A 21,458-nucleotide genomic window follows, 5' to 3' on the forward strand; every position below is an offset into this window, starting at 1 on the left:
CTCCTCAGCGCCAAGTCTTGAAGGTCAGGAGGTCGCGCCCCACAGCGAGCGGGCGCGATCGATCGTTAAAAGGTATTCGCGGTAGCCGCGCTCGTGGAACTCCACGGCGCTGGGGTGCGGCACCACGATGCGCCGCGCCGCAGCCCACTTCTCGCGTTCCACCGGCTCGCACATCGCCCGCACCAGACCGGCCTGCGTGGTGTCCAGCAACAGGCCACACGAGAGATCCAGGCCAGCGATGCTTCCGTGCGGCGTCGCATCCGGGATATAGGCGATTCCAGTGGCCTTCGGGCGTCCTGCAGTCTGTCGACGATCGGGCATCGTCCGTGGTGCCGCGTTGCGACAGTTGAAGATAAACGATCTCGTCGACGGCCGCGACCAGCTCGTCGGCGGTCGTGACCGTCGCCGCCACGCGCAATTCCTGTCGGCCGTTGGCATCGACCGTTGAGACGCGGGTGATGTCATGAGTGTGTCGCCGCATCCCGTGGCAGCTAAGGTTTCTACCGAGCGCAACCTTCTTAAACTTCAGCGATTGTCGGGCATCCGGGTGCAGCCGATCCTCGACCACGACGGCTCGTACCCCGGCCACCCGCTGCCGAAAGCCGGCCGATTCCGATTCGAGATTTCCGCGTCGATATAACGCCTTGCTGCCTGCCGAAACATCCAATGCCGCAGCATGTTCGGGCGTGACGAGGCAGTACTCGTGGCTCAGCGAGATGTAATCAACCTGGCTGTTGCGCCAGCAGGCAACGGTTTCGGTGAAACTGTCCGTATCACGAAGCCAGGTACTGAGAGTCTGCATCCGCTCCGTGAGGTCGTCTTGCATTGAACGAAGACCTCTTTTCCTTTGCGGGGAGCGAATTTTGCGGTATTGACGAGCGAACTAGTGGTGGCCGGATTACTTTGCAAGGTCGTGTCGAGCCAGTCCTGGATCATGCGGCTCGGGAATTGAGAGGACGAACACGCTGGCTAGCAGCCGCAGTCTTGCCTCCTTAGCGCAGGCAGCGCTACTCAAATGGGGCGAACATGCAAACTGTGTGGTTCAGAAGGGCACGCAAGAACAGGAAGGCCCAGTGCTTCGAATCGCGTTCTCCGGTCGCGCCGCCGCCGTAAAGCCGGCGCACCTGGGACGTTCGGTGAGCCGGGTCCAGATCGTCGGTGCGCAACGAGCACAACTCCTCCGGCCGCAACGCCGCGTCATAGGCCAACGCGAGCATCACCCGATTGCGGACCGGCTCTTTCCACGCAGCGTCGCGGCAGCGACTTCACGTTCCACGAGCTTGTCACCGCGGCCAATAAACTCGGGCTGTCTGAGGAGACCGGTGTGATCTGCACGGGCAGCCGAGTGACAAGCCGGATCTTCAGCCTATCCACACGAACGCCTCGGGAGCCCAGCCCCTCGGAATTCTCCCCAATTGCGCCGCCGTCGCCGCTTATTGACCGGGAACTTAAAGTTGTGATCTTCGTTGTTCTGGCATGATCGCTGGTGTGCGGGACGCGCGGAGGTTGTCGCCTGAGGCGCAGGAGGATTTGCGGCGCAGGGTGGTCGCGGCTGTCCATGGCGGATGACCCAGGCTGGGGCGGCGCAGGTGTTCGCGGTATCGCCGCAGTCGGTGTCGAGATGGATGCAGGCGTGGGAAAAATGGGGTTCGAAGGGTCTTGCGACGCGTCGTCGGGGCCGCAAGGCCGGTGAGCAGAAAGCGTTAAGTGCCCGCCGGCAGCGCAAGCTGCGGTATGCGGTGGCCGAGCACACCCCGGCCACGTTCGGGCTTGCCGGGGTGGTGTGGACCCGTAAGACGGTGGCCGAGCTGATCCGGGTCCGGTACGGCATCGTGCTGAGCCTGCGCACCGTCGGGAACTATCTGCGCTCGTGGGGTTTGTCGCCGCAGAAACCGGTCCGCAAAGCCTACGAGCAGGACCCCGAAGAGGTGCGGGTGTGGCTGGAGGAGGACTACCCGGCCATCGCCGCCCGCGCCCGCCGTGAGGGCGCGGTGATCTTGTGGCTGGACCAGACCGGGATCCGCTCGGATGCCGCCGTCGGCGTCACCTGGGCCCCGGTAGGTAAGACACCGGTGGTGGGCAAGACGGGTAAACGGTTCAGCGTGAACGCCATCTGCGCCATCGGCAACAAAGGCGAGCTTTCTTTCACCGTGTACACCGGCTCGTTCAACGCCAAGGTGTTCCTGCCGTTCCTGGACCGGCTGACCCGCCACCTCGACCGCAAGGTTCACCTGATCGTCGATGGACATCCCGTCCACCGCCGCAAGACCGTCCGGAAATGGGTGGACGATCACGTTACGGCGATCGAGATGCACTTCCTGCCCGGATACAGCCCCGAACTCAACCCCGACGAGATCCTTAACGCCGACCTCAAACGGACCGTGTCCACCGGCACAGCACCAAGAACACGCGACGAACTGAAACAAGCGGTCCGCTCCTTCCTCCACCGCCTCCAGACACTCCCCGACCGGATCCGCTCCTACTTCGGCAAACCCGAAGTCCGTTACGCCACCTGACATCACACATTTGCCATCCGGATCAATAAGTTCCCGGTCAATAAGCCTGCTCAAGTGTGTCGAGCGCCTGATGCGCCCGGATAACCAATTGCGTCCATTGTGGGTGGTTGAGGTATTGGGTGTCGGGTACTCGGCGAGTTCGTCGATGAGTGGGTCGAGTACCTCGCCGAGGGGCTTTCATTTCGTCGATTCCGTCTGGGTGTGATGTTGGTGGTGAGGGCGGCGTTGCCCGAGGCGAGCCCGTTGACCGCCGCGGTGGCCGCGGCCTCCCAGCGGCGGATGATTCCCCGCGATCTGCTGCCCCGGGACGCGGCCTGTCGCTGGTTTCGGGACTGGAGTGCCGACGGCACGATCGACCGTGTCCACGACGCGCTGCGCGATCAGGTTCGGCCAGGCCGGACGCACGGCGGACCCGTCGGCGGCCGTGTTCGACGCCCAGTCCGCCAAAAGCAGTGAGGGCGGCGAAGCGCGCGGGTTCGATATGGGCAAGAAAACGGCAGGCCGCAAACGGCCTCATCGTGGACATGCTCGGCCTCCTGTTGGTCGTCATATTCACTTCCGCATCGGTGCAGGACCGCGCGGAGCGCGGCGGGCGCGAGATCCTGCGGCGCCTGGCCGCCCGGTTCCCCTCGGTCGCTCTGGTGTGGGCCGATGGCGGATACGCCAACTCCGTCGTCAACGGCCTGCTGGCCTGGGCGAAGGAAAAACTCGGCCTGGTACTGGAAATCGTCAAACGCAGCGACGATGTCAAGGGGTTCCAGGTGCTGCCACGTAGGTGGGTGGTCGAACGAAACTTTTGGGTGGCTGACCCGCAACCGTCGCCTCGCCCGCGACTACGAACGCCCGACCGCGAACTCCGAAAACCTGATCAAACTCGCGATGATCCGCCGCATGGCCACCCGGCTCTCCGGCCAGAGCGTCAAGTGGTCCAACGCCACCGAACGGGAAGCCGCCCGCCGACTCACCGCGGAAACCAACATCGCTGCGTAACCACCCAGTTACCCAACGGTCTTTGAGTCACGCAGGCTGTACGCGTCCGGGAAACCTGGTGACCCCATGAAGGAAGAAGCGAGAGGAAGGGCGCGGAACACGCGACGGCGAACATGCGTGGGATAGGTCGGCTGGGAGATCGGCGGTCCCGAGGTTCTGCAACTAGGCACGTGCCGACCCCGATCCACGGGCCTGGAGAGGTTCGGGTTCGGGTCCAGGCTGCGGGAGTCAACCCCATCGATTGGAAGACCCGATCGGCCCTCTGTGCACAAGAACTTTGGTGGCTGACCCTTCATCGTCGGGTGGGATGTAGCAGGTGCGGTGGAATCCCTCGGCCCGGACGTGAACGGGTTGGGCGTGGGGGAGGATGCGCTGGGCAAGGCGATCGTCCCCGGGCCGACGGTGCCTATGCCGAGGTCACCGTCGACCTGGTCCTGGACCTCATCGGCGGCGACGTGGTCATTCGGTTCCTGCAGGTCCTGGGCCCGGATCTTCTCATCTGCGTACCCACGATTGGCGCTGACGAGGCCATTCGCGCGGTCGTGGTGTTGCACCGTGACGGTGGTTTGAACGTGCTCGTCGATCAGACGTATCCGCTGGAGGACGAGGCTGAGGCTCATCGCGCGTTGGAGGTCTGCAGCACGACAGGGAAGTTGTCTTGATGGCGCAGTGGCAGAACCTGGGCATGAGCAGGTCGTTGGGGAGGATCTGGAGGTTTGATCGGTGAGTTGGATGCGGCGTAGTGGACTATCTGATGTGCTATTTTCTATCGTGATGTGCCAGGTGGAGAACCGCTTCCAGCGGGAGATCATTATCCGGCGCGTCGGCTGAGCCAGGGAGCCGACGCGCGTGAGTTCGTGCGTCTGGAACCTGGTCCGGATCGTCCTCTGTGAACTTGGAGATCCGTTATGAGCCGAGCGCTTTCACATCTGACCCTGCCGTCTCTCGACCAGAGTCACAAGCTGTTGGTCACCACTTGCGTGGATTTCGGCGAGGACGCTGGAGGATGCGAGGAAGCAGCACATCGCAGCGTGACCGTTGGGGTAACTGGCGGACTCGACGGTGTCGTGCGGATTGCGATGATGCTGCGCGGACGCCGCTACGAGGTCCACGCCTTCGCCGCTCAGATCGATGACGACGTTCTGGGCAGTGAGGTGCGGTTCATCGTTGTCCTCACTGGGCAAGAGATGTCCCTGCTCCTCGACCGTCTCCGTCGTGAACCATCGGTGATCAGCGCAGATCAGACTGGATAGGGCATAGCGCCTGTGCTCTGCGCCGTTGGAATGTGCTCTGGTGGAATGATTCCACCGTCCGCTCCTGATCTTATCCGAGTCAAACGCTTGCGCGCAGCGGTGTCTTGCTCGGGGGTCGGTGACTCGCAGCGTCCGCTGCTTCTGTGTCTCTTCCAGCGGATCTGCGCAGAGACTTCTTGGCGTCGCAGGTGGAGCGGGTGACCTGCTCCCACAGGCGGCGGGCCGTGCGGAGCTAGGCGATGGTCAGGAACTGGTCTGCGGCGGCGTAGCGGAACTCTAGCTGGCCGGCGGCGGTGTCGACGTCGAGCCCGGTCTCGGTCAGCCACCGCAGGCAGGTGACCCCGGCGGCCAGCGAGCAGTCCAGCTCCTGGCGTCGGAGCCTCCCGCGTCGTGGAACGACCAGCGCGTCCACGGTCACGGCCCCCAGCTGTGGGAACTCGGCGGCGCAACGCCGGGCGAGCCGGTACGCCTGCGCGGCGGCGGCGAAGTCAAGTGCCGCACCGTGTACCGATCCCATGAGGTTCGCGCAGCAGGCGTGTGCAATCAAGCGCCAATTTCGCAGAGCAGTTGTGCGGAACTGCAGAAAATTGATTAGGTGAGTCGATCCGATTGAGGCCTCTCAACGGACCGAGTCAGGACCGAAAAGATGGCATTTCCATGATGGCAAAAAACATTGATGCACGACGACTCCGGGTGGACGATCTCCGATATCTTCTCGCGCTCGCCCGTACAGGCAGGCTGGTTGCGGCTGCCTCGGCCTTGGGAGTCGACCACACCACCGTTTCCCGCCGCATCACAGCACTGGAGAAGAGGATCGGTCGACATCGGTCGTTCGGTTGCGGAAAGCGCTCGTCCGATTGAGGAAGCGATCGAGAACGTCGTCAACACCCGAGTCTCGGTAGAACGCGGTCAGCCGCGCGTTCTGCTCCTCGTAGACGCGAAACCGCTGGTGAATCGCGTCCGCCGTGTCGTCGTCGCGCCTGGTACAGCGCACCACCGCAGGCGTCGCACGTGTCCGCCTTCGCCGGCGGGGTGAAGACGAGGTGACAGCTGCGGCCGCAGTCGCGACAGGTGCGCCTACCGGTGAGTCGGCGCACGAGCTCTCTCTCATCGACGCGAAGCTCCACGACGACGTCCAGTGGGGTGCCGGGCTCGGACAAGATGTCGGCTAGGCACGTCGCTTGCGCTGACGTGCGGGGAAACCCGTCCACGAGGAACCCGGGCGCAGCGTCGTGTTCGGTGAGTCTGGACCGGACCGTGTTCGTCGTGATGCTGTCCGGGATCAGCAGACTGCTGTCGATGTAGGACTTGGCCTTGAGGCCCAGCGGAGTGCCGTCGTTGATGTTGCGCCGGAAGATGTCGCGGTGGAGACGTGCGCAACGGCGAGCTTCCCGGCGATCACGAGAGATTGCGTGCCCTTACCCGCACCGGGCGGCCCGAGCAGAACCGAGACGCGCATGGCAGCATGTCGGGAGAGTTGCAGTTACGCCTGCGGGCGGCCGTTGCGAGGTCGGGATCATCGAGCACGCGACGTTCCGGCCGCACACCGGTGCATGGCCTACGGCCTGGTTTCATTGGCTGGTGTTGTCCAGCTTGGTGAGCAGGTCCTGCATCTTGAGGGCGAGCTGGATTTCGAGGACTCGGTTGGGATCGCGCCAGTCGGGGCCAAGCAAGCTGGTGACCCGGTCCAGCCGTTGGTAGAGGGTGTTGGGGTGGATGTGCAACAGGCTGCAGGTCCGGGCGTGGTGCTGGGCCTGTTGTAGATAGACGTCCAGCGTGGCGGCCAGCTTCCGGTCCTTGTCGCGGTCGTGATCCAGCAGCGGTCCAATGGTCGCGGTGACGAAGTTGCGGACCTCGTCGCGTCCTGACTGGCCGAACAGGGATCGGTAGGCGCCAAGCTCGGAGGCTTGCCGGCAATCATGCCTTCGGCCGAGAGCAAGCAGCATGGTCGCGGTCTGCCTGGCAGCCTCGTAGGCAGCCCGCAGTCCCTGTAGTCCGGTGTTTGAGGGGGCAACGCCGGCGCTGCCCGGCAGGTGCAGTGCGCGCACTTTGGCGGTGACCGCAGTCGTGTCGTCGTCGGCGAGGAACAGGACCAAACGGCCCTCGTGGGGAGCCGACCAGCCGTTGCGGTCCACCAGGTGGGTACAGGCGCCTGCGATGTGGGTGAGGGAGCTGTCGCCATCGGGCTGGAGAACGACGACGTTGCGGATATCGTCGAGGGCGAGCCCGCTATCGCGTGCGCGCCGTCGTACGGCGGCCTCGTCGACGGTGGGGGAGAGCAAGGAGGCGACGAGCTCGCCGCGTAGCCGACGGTCGGCTTCGCCGACCGAGCGTTCCGAGGCGACGATAAGAGCCACGGCGGTGGCGCCGGTGGTCAGCAGCCGGTCAGCCTCGTCGCTGAACGAGGTGTCCCCGACTGCCGCCAGGCAGCCGACGTGGCCACCGTGCACGGCCACCTGGGCCACGAGAGCGTGGCCGTGGGCGGCGGTGGTCCGGTAGGTACCGGGGGCCCCGGGCGGGAAGAGGTCCTCGCCGCTCCTCGTCCCGGTGAGCTCGTAGAGGTATTCGGTGGCGGCCGCCTCGTCGGCAGGCATGTACCGCACTTGCGCGTCCAGCGTCTCGATGAGCAAGTTGAGCAAGGCATCGATCCCGTCACCGGCCAAAACGGCCGCGGTGAGCGCCTCGCGGAGTTTGGTGCTGCGCTGGCGGGACGCGAGGGTGTCCTGTAGTTCGCGATTGGCTCGTTGATACTGCTCGAACAGTTTGGCATTGCGCAGAGCGACCGCGGCGTGGGCAGCTAGGGCGGCTAGTAGTTGGATCTCTTGCGCCCCGAACTTCCGGGTTTGCCGGTCTGCGGCCAGTAACACTCCGATGGTCTCCTCGGCAACGATGAGGGGAACCGCGAGAATGCCGCCGAGTTGTTCGCTCTGTGCAGCTTCGTCGACGTTGGTGTCGTGGGTGAGGCTCTGGTCGGCCAGGTAGGACTCGCTGCTCACTGGCTTCCCTGAGACCAGCACAGCACCGGCCAGGCCCTGGCCTGGCCGGAGTTCGATGCCGCGCAGCGCGTGGCCCATCGACCCGTTGACGACTTCGATCCTCAGGACGTCGTTGTCGATCAAACTTATGTAGGCGATGTCGGTGCGCAGTAGGCGGCGAGCTTGGGCGGCGACCTCCTTGAGGACCTCGCCGGGGTCGCGGAGGGACGCGAGTCGCCGGGCCAGGTCGTTGAGGACGGCCAGTTCCTCGGCGTGCTGCTTGCGTTGCGCCAATCGTTCCAGCAGCACCATGGCGTGCTCGCTGTCGCGTTCGATCTGTTGTCGGTTGGCTGAGGGGTCGTCGAGCAGGGCACGGCGGTGTTCGGCTAAGTCGGCTGGCGTGCATCCGCGGGTCAGTAGGTCCAGCCATCCCGGCGACGTCCTTGTCGCAGAGATTTCCTCCATGTGAGGTATTAAATCATGTTGAAAACAAACATCATGTTCGTTGGGGGTCGCTTCTAGCGTCGGTCCACCTGGGCTCGTTCAGGGCCGTGTGATCCGGTAGGAGGACCGAATGCACCTACAGACTGCGGCTGTAGCGACCTACCGGGAGGTGCCAGCGGATATTGCTGCCGCTGTCCCACCCGACTGGCTCGTCCTCGATCCAGACCGTGGCACCTCAATACATGTACGACCGGCGTACGCCCCACGGCGCACCTCCGGCGACGCTCCATCCGCGCAGGAGAAGTCGAGCGAGTAGAGGCCGTAGACGATGCCGAAGTACACCCAGGGCAGGGCGAGCACCCGGGGGCTGGTCAATGCCTTTGGGTACCGATACGTGCCCCGTGGCGGCGGTGTCGGGCTGCTCGGCGGCGATGGCGTCGGTCAGTGCGTCGCGCTCGGCGCGCGGCGTCCAGTCGCCACGGCAGGACGGTCAGTTAGAGGACGATCAGGAACGGGACCAGCCGTCGACCGGCATGCCGGACTCCGGATTGGACGAGTGACGCATCGACGACGCTGTCGGTGGCCTTGCTCATGGCGGTGCCCTTCGTCAGAAGATCTTGCCGGGGTTGAGGATGTGGGCGGGGTCGAGCGCGGCCTTCACCGCGCGGTGCATGTCGAGTGCGGCAGGGGAGAGTTCGGTGGCGAGACCTGCACGCTTGAGCAGCCCAACACCGTGTTCACCGGTGACGGTTCCGCCGAGCGAGAGTGCGTCGTTGACGATGTCGTCGAACGCCGCGTGGGCGCGATGTCGGGCATCGTCATCGCCGGGCTCGGTGATCAGCAGGGGATGGAGGTTGCCGTCGCCGGCGTGGGCTATGTTGGCGATCGTGATGCGGTGCCGCTCCGCGGCGCGCTCGATGCGCTCCAGCATCGCCGGGACGTGCTCCTTGGGCACGCAGACGTCCTCGGTCAGCACCGGCCCCAGCCGTTCCAGCGCGGGATACGCGAGCCGCCGGGCCGCGAACAGCGCTTCCGCCTCGGCCTCGTCGGTTGAGCGAGCCGCCCACGTGGCACCGGCTTCTTCGAAGCAGGCCAGCATCCGCTCGGCTTCGGCCTCGCCGGCGGCGCCGGGCTCGTCGAGGCGGGCGAGCAGCACGACGTCGGCTTCCAGCGACAGTCCCATGTTCTTCCACGCGTCCACCGCGCGGAGGCAGTGCCGATCGACGAGTTCGAGCGCGGCCGGCGTGAGTCGTGCGGCCGCAGCCGCACGCACCGCCGCTCCGGCGTCGACGATCGAGGAGAAGTACCCGGCCACCGTGATCGCAGGTGGTGGCAGCGGGCGCAGCCGGACGGTCACCTCGGTGACCACACCGAGCGTTCCCTCTGAACCGACCATCAGGCCGACTAGATCGTAGCCGGCCACGCCTTTCGCCGTCCGGCGGCCGAGGCGGACGAGCTCGCCGTTTGCGGTTACAACTTCCAGTCCGAGCACGTAGTCGCGAGTCACGCCGTACTTCACGCAGCACAGTCCGCCGGCGTTGGTGGCGACGTTGCCGCCGATCGTTGACCACGGTGCGCTTGCCGGGTCCGGCGGGTACCAGAGGCCGTGCTCGGCGGCAGCCGTGCGCAGGTGATCGTTAATTACCCCGGGCTGGACAACGGCAAGACCTTCCAGCGGGTTGATCTCGACGATTTGGTCCATCCGGTCCAGCGCCAGGACAACGCAGCCTTCAACCGCGTTGGCTCCCCCCGAAAGTCCGGTGCCAGCCCCGCGCGTCACCACGGGCACTTTGTGGTGGTGACAAGCGCGGACGACGGCCTGGACCTCCGAGCACGACTCCGCGCGGATAACGGCCAGCGGAGTACCGGCTGGCGCCCATTCCCCCTCGTCGTGGCTCAGCCCTCGGAGTACATCGGGGTCGCGGAGGATCCGGTGGTTGGGTACGTGGTCGGCGATGTCGCCCAGCACTCCGGTCGTTGCCGTAATCACAGCTCCTCCAAGAAGGTCAGCATCGTCGCGCTCGCCCTGGCCGACGCTGGTGCGGACTCTTGTGTTCGACGCTATAGGTACGCCATAGGTTCCTATCGGAACACGGGGTACCAACGGGGAATACGGAGGAAGCGTCCATAGATTGCGTTCTGATGTGGAGGAGGTAACCGGCATTGCGCGCTGACCGAGGAAGAGGCAGCGTCTCCGCTCATTGCACGTCCCTACGAGCTTCGGCACGCCTGCGTGTCCCTGGCTGGCAGCCGGCGTTCCGTCGACCCAGGTGGCAGAGTGGGCAGGCCACTCGGTCGCGGTCCTCCATGAGATCTATGCGAGGGTCCTCGCCGGGCTGGAGGAGAACTACCGGCGGCGCGTCGAGACGGTGCTCGACGAGGCACCCGAGTAGGACGCCCGTTGACTCGCAGGGGTTCGGGGTCATAAAGGATGGGTTTCGCATGGCTGACCCTGGCGACTTTGCTCGGTGTGCACTGTCTGAAGGAGCTGCCCGCGAACACCGGAGAACGCGGTGCGGCCGGTTCTGGTGCATCCTGAGCTCGTGCGAGGGGCCTGCCTGGAGATCACGTCGAGTCGTGCCGGACGGCCGATCCGCTTCCGAGGCAGGGCTTCGGCGTAGTCGGGTGGCGTCCGATTTGCGCTCAAGCAAGGCCGACCCCGACAAGATCAAGGCGGTTCGCGCGAACGCCATGCCATGGGAGGGGACGGCGGCGTCCCGCCACGGTGCGAAGCCGCCACCCACTCTTCCTCCGTCCCAGCCCTTGCTTCACCTATCGAAAAGCGATAGATTGCTGTCGCGATTCGATGGGCAGGTTGGCAATGGGAAAGCTGGCAGTGGGTGCGCTGCGCGTCGTGCTCGTGGTGGTACTCGCCGGCACCGTGTTCGTACAGGCATTGATGATGTGGGCGTTGGCCACCGACCCGGAGGACGGGTCGCTCCCGCTGACCCCGCTGCGCGTGGTCACGATCCTGGGCATGGTGTCGGTCCAGGTCGCCCTGGTCTGCGTATGGCGGCTGGTGACGATGGTGCGACGCGGAACCGTGTTCTCCCACGCCGCCTTCCGGTACGTGGACCTTGTGATCGGCGCGGTCGTAGCGGTTGCCCTCGTGTGGTTCGCGGTCACGGTCCTCAATGCGCCGGGCCAGCGGGACGACCCGGGCGTCACCGTCATCATGTGCGGGATAGGCGTGGCCATCCTGGGGGTCGCGCTCATCGTGCTCGTGCTGCGGATGCTGCTTGCCCAGGCCGTCGCGCGCGACGTCGAAGCGGCGCAGATGCAGGCCGAGCTGGACAAGGTGATCTGATGCCGATCGCCGTCGACATCGACGTGATGCTGGCCAGGCGGAAGATGTCCGTGGGCGAGCTCGCGGATCGCGTAGGGATCACGCCCGCCAACCTGGCGGTACTCAAGAACGGCCGCGCTAAAGCGGTGCGCTTCGCGACGCTTGCCGCGCTCTGCGAGGTGCTCAAGTGCCAGCCGGGTGACCTGCTGCGCTGGGAGGCCGAGGACGCCGCGTGCGGATGACGCGCCGCAGGGCGGGAGTGAAACCGCCTGGCACCACCTGCCGGTGACACGGCACGTGGACCGCATGGACGTGGATCGCCGATCACCCGCAGCACCGTCCCGACCTCGTTGGGTAGATTTCGTTGACCTGCACCGCATCGTCCTAGTCGGGGATCGTGACCTCCCCACCGCAACCCCCGTGCTTCCAGTGCGAAAGGGTGGGCGTTTCGTTGTCGGGCGGGCAGCCAGGGCTTCGCCGTAGTCGCTTGACGTCCGCTTTGTAATTACGCGAGGACGAGGATCGCGAGCGGGCGGCGGCGTCGTCGAGGGACGCGACGTTGCCGATGTTCGTCCGCGGTCGTCTGTCCCGCACCCGCCAGGTCGGGAACTCATCCAGGGCAGAACGCTCGTTGCGAGACGCCCCAGGCCGGGGCGTCTCGCTTCAGTTGTCCCCAGCCGACTCCGGTTCGCAGTAGCGGGCGTGGATCTTCATGACCTCGTGGCTATTGACGCGGGAGCTGATCATAAAACCCGCGTCGTCCATCACTGACAGCAGCAGCCCGCTCTTCTGCTTGTACATGACGATGTCGCTACCCGCGCCGATGAAGGTGTTGGGCAGCGTCAGGTACCGAGCTGCTTTCACCGCTTCCTTGAGCACTGACGCGCCGTCCTGAGCGGTGCCGCAGATGAGCAGAAGGAAGGGGCTGTGCGGGTTGACGGCGTACATCTGCTGGAACTCCGGCAGCTGCACCAGCAGGCCGACGAGGGTGTCGCCGCTTACGCTGAGGCGCCTCTCGTTGCCGTCCCGCTCGATCGTGATCCGGACGGCACGCGAGTGGCCATGTGCGACGATCGCGTTGGGGCCGACGCGGACGTTCCTGGGCCGCCCGGACCTCGGGTCGGTGGCAGTGAGCTCTACTGACGGCCACGGTACTGCCACGAGTCGGTGGTTCGGGTCGTGATCGCGCAGCTTGTCCCATTCGGTGCGGCGGATGTCGCGGGCTCCTTCGCCGGGGAAGGTCCGGACGACGTGGGTCATCTGGTCAAGGTTGCCCACCATGTCCGGGATCAGTTCCTCGTGGTCGCCGGTGAGGTCGAGGCCGTTGGTGCGTTCGCGCCCGGTGCTGGTGCTCGTCAGGCCGATGCGTGCGACCTCGTGTGGGAAGAAGTCGATTACGGCGCCATGCTTATTCTTGCCTTGCAGCGGGACCTCGGCATCGGGATCGGCGTTGGGGATGTACCTGGCCGTCGGCAGGTGCGTCTCGAAGAAGGTGATGTTGTTGATGTTGCCGTCGGAGTAGACGCCGAGCCGTTGGTGCTGCGGCTTCCACCAATCCCAGAGCCGTGGGCTGGACTTGTAGGTGTTCCAGCCTCGGTTGTCGGCGACGCCGAAGCGTCCATCGGGAAGTTGGGAGACCGTGCCGTTGTTGCTGAGCATAGACACGTTTATCCCCTCCTTGAACAGTCCGCGCGCGGTGTCCTTCGCGTCGTGGTCGCCGGAGGAGAGCAGCATGAGGTTGAGGCCAGGTTTTGCCTGGACCAGTGTCCGCAGCCCTTCGATGCGGGAGAGCACGGTTGCGAATTCGCGCGGTTCGAGGGTCGCCCAGGTGCCGTTGCGCAGTGGCGCCGCAAACCCGCCGCGAGTTCCCTCGGCGTGTACGTGGAAGTCCCCGCCGAGCCGGAGTTGCGCTTTGGGGCGGCTGGTGCGCCCACGGGCGTCGTGCACGGTCTCGCCGGGCAGCGTCTTGATTGCGATGCGGTAGCGGCCGGTGAGCTGGAAGCTGCTGTCTCGGGTGAACGCGACGCCGTGTCCGGTGCCGGGCATGACCTGGCAGACGATGTCGCGCAGTGCCACGGTGATCGGTCGGCCATCCGGGCCCTTGGCGCGGACGGTCTGTCCTGGGGAGGAAAATATCGAGCTGATCGGCACGGGCGCTGCGGAGCTCGCGCGGCCGCCGTCCCCGGACGCACGCGCGAAATACCCGTACCTGGAGCCGGTGTTGGGGTGCAGGAGGCCGTCCGCGGAACCGGACGGTCCTGCGGCCGGCGCTACCGCCCGGCCTGTCGGGGCGACCACGAGCACCCGAGCGTCGACCAGCGGCGGCGGTACGGTCCGCACCCGGGAGCCCGGAGGAGCTTGGGTTTCCAACCACAGTGGGGTTCCGCCATGGTTGCGCAGCGCAATCCCGTGGGGCTCACTACCGGGTGATTTGGTCAGCACGAACGCCATCGCGCCAGGGCCGAGCTCACGCACTTGCCGGACGACACCGGAGATCGAGCCGCGCACCGGGCGCCACACTCCGCCGACGGCCATGGCGAGTTCGAGTTCACGCCAAGGCGATCCGACAGCGATGTCGTCGCGGGTCACGCGTGCACCCCCGCTGAAGTGCCGGCGCAGGGCGTCGAGCCGCTTTACGCAGTCCCGCGCCGTCCCGTCGTGCGGCGGTAGGACCGCGAGCAGTTCCTGTTCCAGCGCGGTGGATGCCGCCGCTGGGCTTGCAGGCGGTTCCGGCGCTCCGGCGCGCGCCGCGTTTCCTACGGTGGTGTCGAGGAGCGGGGCCAGCTCCGCACCCCAGGCCGGAGACAACGCGTCTCTGTGGTCGGCGGCCGGTTCCGCGCCCGCCGGAGCACTGGGGATCGTTAACTCCGGCGCCCGTCCCATCGCGGACGTCTCGGGCGCCTCGCTGTTCGAGGCGTTCCCGCCGCGCGCTCCGAACGCGCCCAACCAGCTGTTCGGCATGGCGTCGTGGAGGTCGTCGATCGCGTGCATGACCAGCGGTTTGCTCGCGGTCACCGAGCCACCTGGGCTAGACCACCGAGGAAACGGCCGAACGCCACCAGCGGCCGTACCGGCTTGCCGGGGCGGCCGAGCTCATAGAGCTTCCGACCAGTGGAGCGGAGCATGTTGGCGTCAACGACGCTTGTGCCGACGCCCCGGGCCAAACCAGTAGCGGAACCGGCGGCGGCACCACCGATCACCATGTTCCGCACCGCGCCGTCCCGGTGCCGCTTCCGGTTAACCTTTCGTCGAAAGCGGGAACGTTTCGGGGTATGCATAGACGTCCTCTGCCGTTCGTCGGGGTAGAGAGTTCATACAAGCCGATCGACCAGGGCGGGCGGGCGCCGCTGATGCGATGTTGATGAGCGGCTGTCGAGTCCGAACGGCGTGTTGACTGCCCGGCGCGCACCCGCCGTGCCGGTCGAGCTGGAACAGCGGCTGCCGGTCACCGACCGCGAAGCGGTCTATGTTCTCGGTGAGATCCTCGGCAACGCCACGGACCTGCCGATCACCGAGCACGCCACTGACACCGCAGGTCAGACCCTGACCGTGTTCTCGCTGTTTGCCTTGACCGGGTTCACGCTGTCCCCGCGGATTCGGGATCTGGGCGGGATCACCCTGCACCGGCTCGGTTCCCGGCGTGAGGTGTGCAGTGTGTTCCCGCACGCGGGCAAGCTGCTGACCGGCACCGTCGACCGTGACCTGATCTGGTCCCAGTGGGACCAGATGCTGCGCCTGGCCGCCAGCCTGAAATACGGGCACTCCACGGCATCGCTGGTGGCCGGCAAGCTCCACGCCTCGTCGCGGTGCTCGGCGCTGGCCTCAAGGCCCTCGTCGAGTATGGCGGGCTTTAGCGCACCCTGTACGCCCTGCGGTATCTGGCCGACGAGGCATACAGGCGGCGCATCGCCCGGTAACTCAACAAAGGGCGAGACCCTGCACTCGTTGCGCCGCGACCTCTTCTTCGCCCACGAAGGCACCGTCCGCCGACGCCACCACGAGCAACAGACCGAGCAAGCCCTATGCCCATCGCTGGGTGACCAACGCGATCATCACCTGGAATACCGCGTATCTGGAGCTGGCCCTCGGGCACCTGTCCCAGCGGCGGGGCCGGATTGACCGGGACCTGCTCGCGCACGTCTCACCTGTGTTGATGGAACACGTCAATCCCTACGGCACGTATGAATTTCCAGTGGAGCATGAGTACGCGCGCATTGGCTACCGGCCGCTGCGTCAGCCGGTGGACGCGTCGCTGTAGCCGATCCACTCAGGTGACCGTCCGCGGGAGATGCCGTGGGTGATCGGCCTACCTCACGAGTCAGTTCTCCCGCGAAGTGGCTGTGAGCGGGTGGCCGGTTTCGCGCAGCGTCCACTCGTTGCCGCTGCCGTTACCGGACAGCCGAGTGTGCGATAGCGGTGGGACGTCGATGCGCCAGAAGGATTCCGGTGGGGTGTGGAGAGCGTGGACAACGCTGGCGCGGATGACGGATGGGTGAGTGATCGCGACGATGCGCCCGGTCGCGGCGCGTAGTTCATCGAGCCAGTCGCCCACTCGTGCTTGCAGGTCGCGCAGGGATTCGCCGCCGTGTGGCAGGGCTGCGGGGTCGGTCAGCCACGCCTGGAGCTCGGCGGGCTGCTCACGCTGGAGCTCGGAGAGGGTGCGCCCGCGCCAGGCGCCGACATGTAGGTCGGCCAACGCGGGCTCGATCGTGGGATCAAGGCCGAGCGCGGTGGCCGTCTCCCGACAGCGCGTCTCCGGTCCGCAGCCGACTTCGTCGACTCGACCCAGGGCGCCAGCCGCCGCTGCGGCCTGGGTTGTGCCGCGCTCGTCGAGGGCCTCGTCGTCGGGGAACCGCGCCGCGCGGGTGGCGATTGTCGGCGCATGGCAGACCAGGATCAAGCGAGTGACCATCCGCGGTGACGCTCCTCAAGACCGGGTCGTGTCGGGCATGACCATGGTCTCGCAACCTGTCCGGTCGATTGACGCCGCCATGAAGCCGTGCGTAACGTCAGGCGACCGACGAGCGGAGTAAGCCGGTGCAAGCCCGGCACGGTCGCGCCACTGTAAACGGAATCACGCCAAAGGCGTGCAAGACGTGAGTCAGCCACTCCGTTCGTGATCATCATCCGTACGAGGGTCGCGTCAACCCAAGGAGGTCTGTGCCGTGAGCGTCGTCTCTGCCGCGCCTGTTCCCGCCCTGATTCCCGCCAGCATCCCGTTGCGCGAGGTTCTGCCCTGGGCCGTCTTCGCCGGTGTGCTGGCGCTGGTTCTGCTGTACTTCGTCGGCGCCGAACAGGGCGCGACATCGGTCATCTCGGGCCACTACGTGCACGAGCTCGTCCACGACGGCCGGCACCTGCTCGGTTTCCCCTGCCACTGATCACAGCGGGGGACACACGATCATGATGAAAATGTTGTTGGTGCGCGGCATGCTCGCCGGCCTCGTGGCGGGGCTGCTCGCGCTGGTATTCGCCTACATCTTCGGCGAACCGTCGGTCGGGGCTGCGATCGACTTCGAGTCCGCCAAGGAAGCGGCAGAAGGCCAGGCAACAGAGCCGGAACTGGTCAGCCGCACGGCGCAAAGCACCCTTGGTCTGGCCACTGGTGTCTGTGTCTACGCCGTCGCGTTCGGGGGCCTGTTCGCCGTCGCGTTCGCCGTGGCCCACGGCCGTCTCGGGAAACTCAGTGCACGGGCCACAGCCGCCGTCGTCGCGCTGGGTGGCTACTTGGCGGCTTTCGTGGTGCCGTTCCTGAAATACCCCGCCAACCCACCGGCGGTCGGCAACCCGGACACGCTAAACGAGCGCACCGCCGTCTACTTCGGAATGGTACTTATCTCGGTGGTACTGGCCGTCGCCGCAACGTACCTGGGTCGGCGACTGGCGCCGCGCCTGGGCGCGTGGAACGCCACCCTGCTCGGGGTCCTCGCGTTCATCGTCGCGGCAGCGGTGGCCGCGGTCCTGCTGCCCACGGCCGACGGAGTACCCCAGGGCTTCCCGGCAGCGGTGCTGTGGAACTTCCGTGTCGCCTCGCTGGGTATCCAACTCGTGATGTGGACGACCATGGGCTTGCTCTTCGGCGCACTGGTGCAACGCCACTTCGAGCGCGGTCGAGCACCTGAACGGTCCACCCAGGACACACTCGCCACCGCCAATGCCCTCTGACTGCTGGGAAGGTCGGTTCCCGGCCGCTACGGCCCCGCTGGAGCACAACCGCTTCGGCGGGGCCGTTTTCTTGTTCAAGTCCTACGCCGCGTTGACGACCGCAACATTTGGCGCCTGGCAGATGAACGCACTCAACAAGGAATCGTGTGTCGACCTTTCGCGTCTTGACGACCGCCGTCGCTAGGGCAGAGTGCCTACCTAACGCCCCACCGAGAACACCGGCGGATCAGTCGTCGCTGGTGGCCTCGGACACGCGGTGATTCGCGAGCATCAGCGGCACATCCGGGCCGGTCTCCTCGGCCAGGCCGTGCTGGAGCGCGGCCTGGCCGAGCAGGGCCCAACTCCGGGACGATGCCCTGCTTTTTCACTTCCCAAGCACCGAACCCGTTACTGATGCCGGGGAGACCGCAGGGGCTGAAGTAGGCGTCCAGCGGCCAGCAGGGTTCGTTGACCATCCGGGACAGGTAGTAGGTGTAGGGCTGGTGCTCACCGGGAAACGTCACGTCCAATCACGCGTCGAGACCGACCCTCGTGCCGAGAATATCGGTTTCCTCCCGGCGTTCGACCTTCACGACGGTGGCGGTGACGGTCGCAGGCTATTCGTCGGGGTTGGTGGCGAGGGTGACGAGCTGGCTGGGGTTGTTCACCGTACTGCTCATGTGCAAACTCCGCTCGGTTTCGTTGACGTGCAACAGGTTTTGGTCGGCCTCCGCGGAAAAGAGGAGGTTGGTGTTGCCCCGGGCCGGTGGGGTGCACTCGACAGGCCCCGGCGCCAGGGAAGGGGTCAAGCCACGCGCTTTTTCGCGGCTTGACCCTGGCTGGCGGTGGGCAGAGTGCGCACGCCCCACAGAACGGGTGATGCCGCCGGTCCGAATCAGTGGTCGCGGGCGTCTTCGAACAGCTCGTACGCCTTGCCTTCGGCTTCGTCCGGGTCGGCGGCGACGACGGACTCGGCGACGCGCTGGTAGCCGCCTTCGTCGCCGGGGTCGATGTCGCGGCAGTTGACCTCGCCGGCGACGGCGGCGGAGATCAGGGTTTCGCCCTCAGTGTCGTTGTCGCGCAGCCCAAAAACCGTCCATGAGTGGGGGCGGGTCCGCAGGCGCTGCACGGCCTTCTCCGGGTCGTCGTCGGGGCGCAGACCGACACTGGACAGCCACGCGGTGAGCTCGTCGACCACACGTCGTCGACGGGCCAGGACCCGCCGTTGTTTGATGGTCCTCAGCCGCCGGAACAGTGGCCGCGGCGAGGTTCTTGGAACCGTTGAATTCCGAACATGCCTATACGGCGCCAGCGGACTGGAGCACCTTCGCCAGCGCGTCGACGAGCAGCTCGATGTCCTCGTCGGTCGCGACAAGGGGAGGCGCGAACCGCACGGTCGATCCGTGGGTGTCCTTCGCGAGCACTCCCTGCTCGAGAAGCCCCTCGCAGACCTGCCGACCGGTCATCAGCTCCGGGTCGACATCGATGCCGGCCCACGCTCCATGCACGCGGGCGCTGACCAGGCCGTGCCCGATGAGGCCGTCGAGCCGCTCGGACAGCCGCGCGCCGATCCGTCGGGCTCGCTCCTGGTACTCCCCGGTGCGAAGCAGTTCGACGACCTCGAGCCCGACCGCCGCGGCGAGGGGATTGCCGCCGAAGGTCGAGCCGTGGCTGCCGGGGGTGACGACTCCGAGAATCTCCTCATCGGCTGCCACTGCCGAGACCGGGTACAAGCCACCGCCGAGGGCCTTGCCGAGGATGTAGATGTCGGGGACCACGCCGACGTGGTCGCAGGCGAAGGTGCGACCGGTTCGCGCGAGCCCCGCCTGGATCTCGTCGGCCACCATCAGCACCCGCTGCTCGGTGCAGAGCTCACGCAGCCCCTGCAGAAAGCCCTCGGGCGGCAGGATGACACCACCCTCGCCCTGGACGGGCTCGAAGAGGACAGCGACGACAGACGGGTTGATCGCCTCCCGCAGCGCATCGAGGTCGCCGTAAGGGACGCTGACGAACCCGGGCGTGAACGGTCCGTAGTCCGCGGTCGCAACGTCGTCGTCGGAGAAGCTGACAATTGTGGTCGTGCGCCCGTGGAAGTTGCCGTGCATCGTCACGATGGTCGCGCTGTCGGGATGGACGCTCTTGACGCGGTAGCCCCACTTGCGGGCCACCTTGATCGCGGTCTCGACAGCCTCCGCGCCGGAGTTCATCGGCAGGACCATGTCCTTGCCGGTGAGCTCGGCGAGTGCCTGGGAGAACGGGCCGAGGCGGTCGTTGTAGAAGGCGCGGCTGGTCAGGGTGAGTCGTCCGAGCTGCTCGTGTGCGCGGGCGACGAGCCGCGGGTGCAGGTGGCCGAAGTTCAGCGCCGAGTACCCGGCGAGGCAGTCGAGGTACCGCCGGCCCTCGACATCGGTCACCCAGGCCCCTTCCCCATGGGCCAGTACTACGGGGAGCGGGTGGTAGTTGTGCGCCGCGTAGCGCTCGGTCTGGGCAGTGTGGCGGGCGGAGGCGGTGAGCGTCCCAAGGTCAGCAGAGGCCATACCAACCATAGAACAGTTTGTTTCAGTTGAAGTCAATACTGGCGAATCTGTAATATTTGTTTCGAGCTCGTCTGTTGTGCGAAACCTGGCAGGGATCACGATGGGCGCCTCCACACGTAAGCCCGCGCCCGTGAACGAGCCGGTGTTCGCCTATGTCCCTGGCAGCTTCGTACGCGCCGCTGACGATCACGCGCTGGAGGAGCTCGCCTCCTCGCTCCGCAACCTGGTCCCGATCGTGGGCGGTCGCAGCCGCGACGGTGGAGCGCCCGTCGAGCAGCGCGCGTTCGACCGCCAGAAACTTCTATGTCAACGACAACCCAAGAGGGGGCGTGGGGCGGCAGCCCTTCGTTCCGACCTGAAAGCACAGCTATCCGCAGATGGCACAGGACCTGTAATCTCCGTTTCAGAGAGGCCGTGTGGCTGATAATTTGTCATCATGACTGAGATCCTCGGCGGGTTCGCTTCGGTCCGCGCTCTGGCGATGGAGAAGCTCGACGACTTCAGCAATAGCGAGCGAAAGGTTGCGCGAGCGCTGCTGGCCAACTACCCGACCGCCGGTCTGACGACCGTCGCCGACCTGGCCGAGCGGGGCGGGGTCAGCTCTCCGACCGTCGTGCGGTTCGTGACCCGGCTGGGGTTCTCCGGCTTCCCCTCCTTCCAGCGTGCGCTCGTGCACGAGTTGAACGGTGAGCTCGGGTCCCCACTCAAGCAGATCGCGGCGAAGCGCACGTCGGAGGAAGGCGTGCTGCCGGAGACGCTCAGCTCCTTCGCCGAGATGCTCTCGTCCAGCTACGCCGACCTGCCCGAGTCGGAGTTCGGTCGTCTGGTCGGCCTGCTCAGCGACCCGGGTCGAGAGATCCGGGTCGCCGGCGGCCGGTTCAGCCGGCTGCTGGCGGAGTATCTGGTCGTGCACCTGCGCCTGATCCGGTCGGGCGTGGCGATGGTGAGCAACGACGAGATCGACCGACGGAGCACGGTGGTGGAGGCGACGAGCAGCACCGTGTTCGTCGTCTTCGACTACCGCCGCTACACCGACCTCAATCTGCGCTTCTCCCAGCAGATGGCGGACAGGGGCGTGACGGTGTGCCTGATGACCGACAACTGGCTGTCGCCCATCGCGAAGGTCGCCAAGGTCGTGCTGCCCGTGCGTGTCGACTCCGCCTCGCCGTTTGACTCGCTGGTCGCGGCGACCGCGGTGACGGAGAGTGTCATCGCCGCGGTCGCCGAGCGCCGGGGTGCGAAGGGCGTGGAAAGGCTCCAACAGATCGAGGAGAACACCGAGTAGGTGCTCTCCTCGATCCGGCCTCGCTGAC

General features: G+C 66.2%; 23 protein-coding genes and 2 pseudogenes. 13 read left to right on the top strand and 12 right to left on the bottom strand.

Annotated features, from left to right (window positions below; translation table 11 throughout):
• Positions 1 to 24: 24 nt before the first annotated feature.
• The gene (locus ACWDKQ_RS16615) at positions 25 to 210 is read right to left on the bottom strand and encodes a hypothetical protein (protein ID WP_450139625.1); all 186 of its coding nucleotides are present in this window, start codon (positions 208 to 210) and stop codon (positions 25 to 27) included.
• 797 nt (positions 211 to 1,007) lie between these two features.
• A pseudogene (locus tag ACWDKQ_RS16620) lies at positions 1,008 to 1,226 on the bottom strand (hypothetical protein); the annotation flags it as partial.
• A 339-nt stretch (positions 1,227 to 1,565) separates the two neighbouring features.
• On the opposite strand from ACWDKQ_RS16620, the gene ACWDKQ_RS16625 reads away from it, so the two are divergent.
• The 4 genes and pseudogenes from ACWDKQ_RS16625 (at position 1,566) to ACWDKQ_RS16640 (ending at position 4,759) form a co-directional block, all read left to right on the top strand.
• Positions 1,566 to 2,516, top strand: a complete 951-nt coding sequence (locus tag ACWDKQ_RS16625; protein ID WP_450139626.1) for an IS630 family transposase — start codon at positions 1,566 to 1,568, stop codon at positions 2,514 to 2,516.
• A gap of 276 nt (positions 2,517 to 2,792) precedes the next feature.
• A pseudogene (locus tag ACWDKQ_RS16630) lies at positions 2,793 to 3,506 on the top strand (IS5 family transposase); the annotation flags it as partial.
• Between the two features lie 113 nt (positions 3,507 to 3,619).
• Positions 3,620 to 4,168, top strand: a complete 549-nt coding sequence (locus ACWDKQ_RS16635; RefSeq protein WP_450139627.1) for a zinc-binding dehydrogenase — start codon at positions 3,620 to 3,622, stop codon at positions 4,166 to 4,168.
• Positions 4,169 to 4,414: 246 nt separating this feature from the next.
• A complete protein-coding gene (locus tag ACWDKQ_RS16640) occupies positions 4,415 to 4,759 on the top strand; it encodes a hypothetical protein (RefSeq protein ID WP_450139628.1) in 345 nt (114 codons plus the stop codon).
• Positions 4,760 to 4,991: 232 nt separating this feature from the next.
• On the opposite strand, the gene ACWDKQ_RS16645 is transcribed toward ACWDKQ_RS16640, so the two are convergent.
• Positions 4,992 to 5,276 carry a methylmalonyl-CoA mutase family protein gene (locus ACWDKQ_RS16645; protein ID WP_450139629.1) on the bottom strand — a complete coding sequence of 95 codons (285 nt, stop codon included), beginning with the start codon at positions 5,274 to 5,276 and terminating at the stop codon, positions 4,992 to 4,994.
• 143 nt (positions 5,277 to 5,419) lie between these two features.
• Between ACWDKQ_RS16645 and ACWDKQ_RS16650 the strand changes: the two genes are divergently transcribed.
• Positions 5,420 to 5,620 (top strand): helix-turn-helix domain-containing protein, encoded by a 201-nt coding sequence (locus tag ACWDKQ_RS16650; protein ID WP_450139665.1) that lies wholly within the window; start codon positions 5,420 to 5,422, stop codon positions 5,618 to 5,620.
• A 20-nt stretch (positions 5,621 to 5,640) separates the two neighbouring features.
• Here ACWDKQ_RS16650 and ACWDKQ_RS16655 read toward each other — a convergent pair whose 3' ends face one another.
• From ACWDKQ_RS16655 to ACWDKQ_RS16665, 3 genes are all read right to left on the bottom strand, one after another.
• Positions 5,641 to 6,168, bottom strand: coding sequence for a nucleoside monophosphate kinase (locus ACWDKQ_RS16655; RefSeq protein WP_450139666.1), 528 nt, complete (start codon positions 6,166 to 6,168; stop codon positions 5,641 to 5,643).
• A 162-nt stretch (positions 6,169 to 6,330) separates the two neighbouring features.
• Positions 6,331 to 8,046: a GAF domain-containing protein gene (locus ACWDKQ_RS16660; protein WP_450139630.1), complete on the bottom strand. Its 1,716-nt coding sequence runs from the start codon at positions 8,044 to 8,046 to the stop codon at positions 6,331 to 6,333.
• A gap of 739 nt (positions 8,047 to 8,785) precedes the next feature.
• Complete coding sequence (locus tag ACWDKQ_RS16665; protein WP_450139667.1) at positions 8,786 to 10,165, bottom strand: FAD-binding oxidoreductase; 1,380 nt, start codon at positions 10,163 to 10,165, stop codon at positions 8,786 to 8,788.
• Between the two features lie 283 nt (positions 10,166 to 10,448).
• Between ACWDKQ_RS16665 and ACWDKQ_RS16670 the strand changes: the two genes are divergently transcribed.
• The 3 genes from ACWDKQ_RS16670 (at position 10,449) to ACWDKQ_RS16680 (ending at position 11,706) form a co-directional block, all read left to right on the top strand.
• Positions 10,449 to 10,571, top strand: a complete 123-nt coding sequence (locus ACWDKQ_RS16670; protein WP_450139631.1) for a hypothetical protein — start codon at positions 10,449 to 10,451, stop codon at positions 10,569 to 10,571.
• 428 nt (positions 10,572 to 10,999) lie between these two features.
• Entirely contained in the window at positions 11,000 to 11,485 is a 486-nt protein-coding gene (locus ACWDKQ_RS16675; protein WP_450139632.1) for a DUF2975 domain-containing protein, read from the top strand.
• Positions 11,485 to 11,706: a helix-turn-helix domain-containing protein gene (locus ACWDKQ_RS16680; RefSeq protein ID WP_450139633.1), complete on the top strand. Its 222-nt coding sequence runs from the start codon at positions 11,485 to 11,487 to the stop codon at positions 11,704 to 11,706. The genes ACWDKQ_RS16675 and ACWDKQ_RS16680 overlap by 1 nt, the downstream gene beginning before the upstream one ends.
• A 421-nt stretch (positions 11,707 to 12,127) precedes the next feature.
• Here the strand turns inward: ACWDKQ_RS16680 and ACWDKQ_RS16685 are convergent, their stop codons facing one another.
• Positions 12,128 to 14,479 (bottom strand): hypothetical protein, encoded by a 2,352-nt coding sequence (locus ACWDKQ_RS16685; protein ID WP_450139634.1) that lies wholly within the window; start codon positions 14,477 to 14,479, stop codon positions 12,128 to 12,130.
• Positions 14,476 to 14,676 (bottom strand): hypothetical protein, encoded by a 201-nt coding sequence (locus tag ACWDKQ_RS16690; protein WP_450139635.1) that lies wholly within the window; start codon positions 14,674 to 14,676, stop codon positions 14,476 to 14,478. Before ACWDKQ_RS16690 ends, ACWDKQ_RS16685 begins: the two co-directional genes overlap by 4 nt.
• A gap of 175 nt (positions 14,677 to 14,851) precedes the next feature.
• Here ACWDKQ_RS16690 and ACWDKQ_RS16695 point away from each other — a divergent pair, with 175 nt between their 5' ends.
• Complete coding sequence (locus ACWDKQ_RS16695) at positions 14,852 to 15,583, top strand: Tn3 family transposase (RefSeq protein WP_450139636.1); 732 nt, start codon at positions 14,852 to 14,854, stop codon at positions 15,581 to 15,583.
• The gene (locus tag ACWDKQ_RS16700) at positions 15,501 to 15,722 is read left to right on the top strand and encodes a Tn3 family transposase (protein WP_450139637.1); all 222 of its coding nucleotides are present in this window, start codon (positions 15,501 to 15,503) and stop codon (positions 15,720 to 15,722) included. The genes ACWDKQ_RS16695 and ACWDKQ_RS16700 overlap by 83 nt, the downstream gene beginning before the upstream one ends.
• A gap of 60 nt (positions 15,723 to 15,782) precedes the next feature.
• On the opposite strand, the gene ACWDKQ_RS16705 is transcribed toward ACWDKQ_RS16700, so the two are convergent.
• Entirely contained in the window at positions 15,783 to 16,376 is a 594-nt protein-coding gene (locus tag ACWDKQ_RS16705; protein ID WP_450139638.1) for a histidine phosphatase family protein, read from the bottom strand.
• A 253-nt stretch (positions 16,377 to 16,629) separates the two neighbouring features.
• On the opposite strand from ACWDKQ_RS16705, the gene ACWDKQ_RS16710 reads away from it, so the two are divergent.
• Together ACWDKQ_RS16710 and ACWDKQ_RS16715 are read left to right on the top strand one after the other, a co-directional pair.
• Positions 16,630 to 16,845, top strand: coding sequence for a CbtB domain-containing protein (locus tag ACWDKQ_RS16710; RefSeq protein ID WP_450139639.1), 216 nt, complete (start codon positions 16,630 to 16,632; stop codon positions 16,843 to 16,845).
• Positions 16,846 to 16,870: 25 nt separating this feature from the next.
• Positions 16,871 to 17,629, top strand: a complete 759-nt coding sequence (locus ACWDKQ_RS16715; protein ID WP_450139640.1) for a CbtA family protein — start codon at positions 16,871 to 16,873, stop codon at positions 17,627 to 17,629.
• Positions 17,630 to 18,225: 596 nt separating this feature from the next.
• Here the strand turns inward: ACWDKQ_RS16715 and ACWDKQ_RS16720 are convergent.
• From ACWDKQ_RS16720 to rocD, 3 genes are all read right to left on the bottom strand, one after another.
• On the bottom strand, positions 18,226 to 18,417 hold the full coding sequence (locus tag ACWDKQ_RS16720; protein ID WP_450139641.1) for a hypothetical protein: 192 nt from the start codon (positions 18,415 to 18,417) through the stop codon (positions 18,226 to 18,228).
• Positions 18,418 to 18,503: 86 nt separating this feature from the next.
• Entirely contained in the window at positions 18,504 to 18,806 is a 303-nt protein-coding gene (locus ACWDKQ_RS16725) for a hypothetical protein (protein ID WP_450139642.1), read from the bottom strand.
• Between the two features lie 100 nt (positions 18,807 to 18,906).
• Positions 18,907 to 20,145 (bottom strand): ornithine--oxo-acid transaminase, encoded by a 1,239-nt coding sequence (gene rocD, locus ACWDKQ_RS16730; protein WP_450139643.1) that lies wholly within the window; start codon positions 20,143 to 20,145, stop codon positions 18,907 to 18,909.
• A 436-nt stretch (positions 20,146 to 20,581) separates the two neighbouring features.
• Between rocD and ACWDKQ_RS16735 the strand changes: the two genes are divergently transcribed.
• Positions 20,582 to 21,430: a MurR/RpiR family transcriptional regulator gene (locus tag ACWDKQ_RS16735; protein WP_450139644.1), complete on the top strand. Its 849-nt coding sequence runs from the start codon at positions 20,582 to 20,584 to the stop codon at positions 21,428 to 21,430.
• Positions 21,431 to 21,458: the final 28 nt, after the last annotated feature.

It is taken from the genome of Saccharopolyspora sp. NPDC000995 (assembly GCF_053599315.1).

Coding starts and splice junctions, on each gene's coding strand:
- ACWDKQ_RS16625 (WP_450139626.1), top strand. CDS start 1,566: ATGACCCAGGCTGGGGCGGCGCAGGTGTTCGCGGTATCGCCGCAGTCG.
- ACWDKQ_RS16635 (WP_450139627.1), top strand. CDS start 3,620: ATGCGTGGGATAGGTCGGCTGGGAGATCGGCGGTCCCGAGGTTCTGCA.
- ACWDKQ_RS16640 (WP_450139628.1), top strand. CDS start 4,415: ATGAGCCGAGCGCTTTCACATCTGACCCTGCCGTCTCTCGACCAGAGT.
- ACWDKQ_RS16645 (WP_450139629.1), bottom strand. CDS start 5,276: ATGGGATCGGTACACGGTGCGGCACTTGACTTCGCCGCCGCCGCGCAG.
- ACWDKQ_RS16650 (WP_450139665.1), top strand. CDS start 5,420: ATGGCAAAAAACATTGATGCACGACGACTCCGGGTGGACGATCTCCGA.
- ACWDKQ_RS16660 (WP_450139630.1), bottom strand. CDS start 8,046: ATGGTGCTGCTGGAACGATTGGCGCAACGCAAGCAGCACGCCGAGGAA.
- ACWDKQ_RS16675 (WP_450139632.1), top strand. CDS start 11,000: ATGGGAAAGCTGGCAGTGGGTGCGCTGCGCGTCGTGCTCGTGGTGGTA.
- ACWDKQ_RS16680 (WP_450139633.1), top strand. CDS start 11,485: ATGCCGATCGCCGTCGACATCGACGTGATGCTGGCCAGGCGGAAGATG.
- ACWDKQ_RS16705 (WP_450139638.1), bottom strand. CDS start 16,376: ATGGTCACTCGCTTGATCCTGGTCTGCCATGCGCCGACAATCGCCACC.
- ACWDKQ_RS16715 (WP_450139640.1), top strand. CDS start 16,871: ATGAAAATGTTGTTGGTGCGCGGCATGCTCGCCGGCCTCGTGGCGGGG.
- rocD (WP_450139643.1), bottom strand. CDS start 20,145: ATGGCCTCTGCTGACCTTGGGACGCTCACCGCCTCCGCCCGCCACACT.
- ACWDKQ_RS16735 (WP_450139644.1), top strand. CDS start 20,582: ATGACTGAGATCCTCGGCGGGTTCGCTTCGGTCCGCGCTCTGGCGATG.